Source organism: Salmonella sp. SJTUF15591, from assembly GCF_043356435.1.
Lineage (GTDB): Bacteria > Pseudomonadota > Gammaproteobacteria > Enterobacterales > Enterobacteriaceae > Salmonella > Salmonella enterica.
Window position 1 is genome coordinate 1 of the sequence record NZ_JBEUJO010000030.1, and the last position, 2391, is coordinate 2391.

Sequence of the window (2391 nt, forward strand, 5' to 3'; positions counted from 1 at the left end):
GACTGAAATCTTACTTCATTCACTTGAGTGCATAGCCATGCAGGTACGCAGAAATCATCAGGGGCGTTTTTTCTCGATATGGGCACAGAAAGGTGTATGTTTCAGGCCGGAGTCCTCAGAAACGCCCTGAGGGCGCCTGAGGCGGTGCGGGCAACGGATGTTATGGTAAATCCAGCTGATTGGCAGGTACAAAAAAAGCCCCGCAGGGCTTTTTTGTACCTTATTGAACTGCACACTTTGCAGCCTTCAGGGCTTCCAGCTGATTTAGCCGGTTAGCTGCTTTTTTGCGGGCTTCGCCTTTTGCCATGCCATTTCCTATCCCAAAATCACCCAGGAAACCTAATACGGTGCGCCCGTCAAATTCGCCGGTTGCCTCAATTTCTTGTTGTACACTGCGCGTTTTTGCGATTTCCAGAGCTACCGCTTTGCAATCCATTGCGGAAGATTCTGGACCGGTGACGTTCGCGGCCTGTGGATATTGCTTTGTTGCGCATCCTGCCATGATCAGCGCTGCCGATAGGATGAATATTTTTTTCAAAATTATCCTTATTTTATTTAGGCATAGTTAAGAGATACCCATTTTATCGGCAGGAAATGAGGGTTTTTTAGTTGAATTTTGGGAGGGGCAAGGTTCCATATTGGTCGAGGATTCTGGAGCTGACCGGCAACGGCCAGCGCGGCTATGGGCCATGCGGTGGTTGAGCATAGAAAGGATCTTCTTGAGTTCCTTTTTTTCTACGCGTAATCTCTTGCTCTGAAAACGAAAAAACCACCTGGGGAGGTGGTTTTTCGAAGGTTAAGTCAGTTGGGGAACTGCTTAACCTGGTAACTGGCTTCAGCAGAGCGCAGATACCAAATACTGTCCTTCCAGTGTAGCCGTAGTTAGGCCACCACTTCAAGAACTCTATAGCACCATCTACATTAACTCGCTCTGCTAATCCTGTTACCAGTGGCTGCTGCCAGTGGCGCTTTGTCGTGTCTTTCCGGGTTGGACTCAAGACGATAGTTACCGGATAAGGCGCAGCAGTCGGACTGAACGGGGGGTTCGTGCATACAGTCCAGCTTGGAGCGAACTGCCTTCCCGGAACCGAGTGTCAGGCGTGGAATGAGAAACCGCGGCCATAACAGCGGAATGACACCGGTACACCGAAAGGCAGGAACAGGAGAGCGCACGAGGGAGCCACCAGGGGGAAACGCCTGGTATCTTTATAGTCCTGTCGGGTTTCGCCACCACTGATTTGAGCGTCAGATTTCGTGATGCTTGTCAGGGGGGCGGAGCCTATGGAAAAACGGCTTCGCCGCGGCCTTATCGTTTCCCTGTTAAGTTTCTTCCTGGCATCTCCCAGGAAATTTCCGCCCCATTCGTAAGCCCGCACCGCTCGCCGCAGCCGAACGACCGAGCGCAGCGAGTCAGTGAGCGAGGAAGCGGAATATCTCCTGTCTCATATATTCCGCTTACGCTCTGCTGCTGCATTTTCCTCCTGCCACATGAAGCACTTCACTGATTCCCGCACCCGTGCCTACATAGTAAGCCAGTATACACTCCGCTAGCGCTACGTGACTGGTTCAGGGCTGCGCCCCGACACCCGCTAAAAGCACTGACGCGCCTGCGGCTTGCCCAACCCCGCGCCGTCCGGGAAAGAATTTCCCGATCGACCCGACGTTTCTGTTTACCTGTGATGTTAACGTTTGGATCTTTTTCCCGGGTTTACCTATTTTAATGAAGCGTAATGAAGCGTTCACAGCTGACGTTAATAGATGGGTGCTTCATGTTTGGTTTTTCACCAGGAGAACTTATGAACCTTTGCCCCGATGAACGTCTGCTCTTTGTGCGGATGATTTCCGCTATGCTTCGCCGTTCGGGCGGTGATGCGGGTGCTGTTATGTTTGAGGCGTATCGCCATATTGTGTCCGATACCAATCAAGCTCGTCGTTCCTACATGCTCGACCTGCTCGAAAGCGTCAGGCATGACTATGTACACGGTGGATATACATAGTTGCCCTGGATACGCTTTTCGTCTAAGTGAGCGTTCTTTTCGTCTCTTTATTCGCCGTCCTGTATACCGAAGCGTGCGCTCAGCTTCTGATAAAGCGCTTCTGCCTGTTCGTGCATTCGCTCACAGTCGGCTGCCTCGTCATCAAGATCGAGCACGTCGAGTTTTTCGAGCAGCAGCAGCGACTGCGCCCGGATAAATTTTGCCATGTTCAGTGCGGCTGATTCCTGTTTTGTCATACGGCTTTTTCCCGGTTTTATGGTGATCGCAGACTGAAATCTTACTTCATTCACTTGAGTGCATAGCCATGCAGGTACGCAGAAATCATCAGGGGCGTTTTTTCTCGATATGGGCACAGAAAGGTGTATGTTTCAGGCCGGAGTCCTCAGAAACGCCC

The 2391-nt window shown here is 51.4% G+C and carries 3 protein-coding genes; 1 reads left to right on the forward strand and 2 read right to left on the reverse strand.

What is annotated here, in order from left to right; all coding sequences use genetic code 11:
- Nucleotides 1–220: 220 nt before the first annotated feature.
- Entirely contained in the window at nt 221–538 is a 318-nt protein-coding gene (locus ABVM99_RS24430; protein ID WP_000718044.1) for a hypothetical protein, read from the reverse strand.
- 1192 nt (nt 539–1730) lie between these two features.
- Between ABVM99_RS24430 and ABVM99_RS24435 the strand changes: the two genes are divergently transcribed.
- Nucleotides 1731–1997 carry a hypothetical protein gene (locus ABVM99_RS24435; RefSeq protein WP_223173001.1) on the forward strand — a complete coding sequence of 89 codons (267 nt, stop codon included), beginning with the start codon at nt 1731–1733 and terminating at the stop codon, nt 1995–1997.
- 47 nt (nt 1998–2044) lie between these two features.
- Here the strand turns inward: ABVM99_RS24435 and ABVM99_RS24440 are convergent, their stop codons facing one another.
- Nucleotides 2045–2233 carry a Rop family plasmid primer RNA-binding protein gene (locus ABVM99_RS24440; protein WP_000165998.1) on the reverse strand — a complete coding sequence of 63 codons (189 nt, stop codon included), beginning with the start codon at nt 2231–2233 and terminating at the stop codon, nt 2045–2047.
- Nucleotides 2234–2391 lie beyond the last annotated feature (158 nt).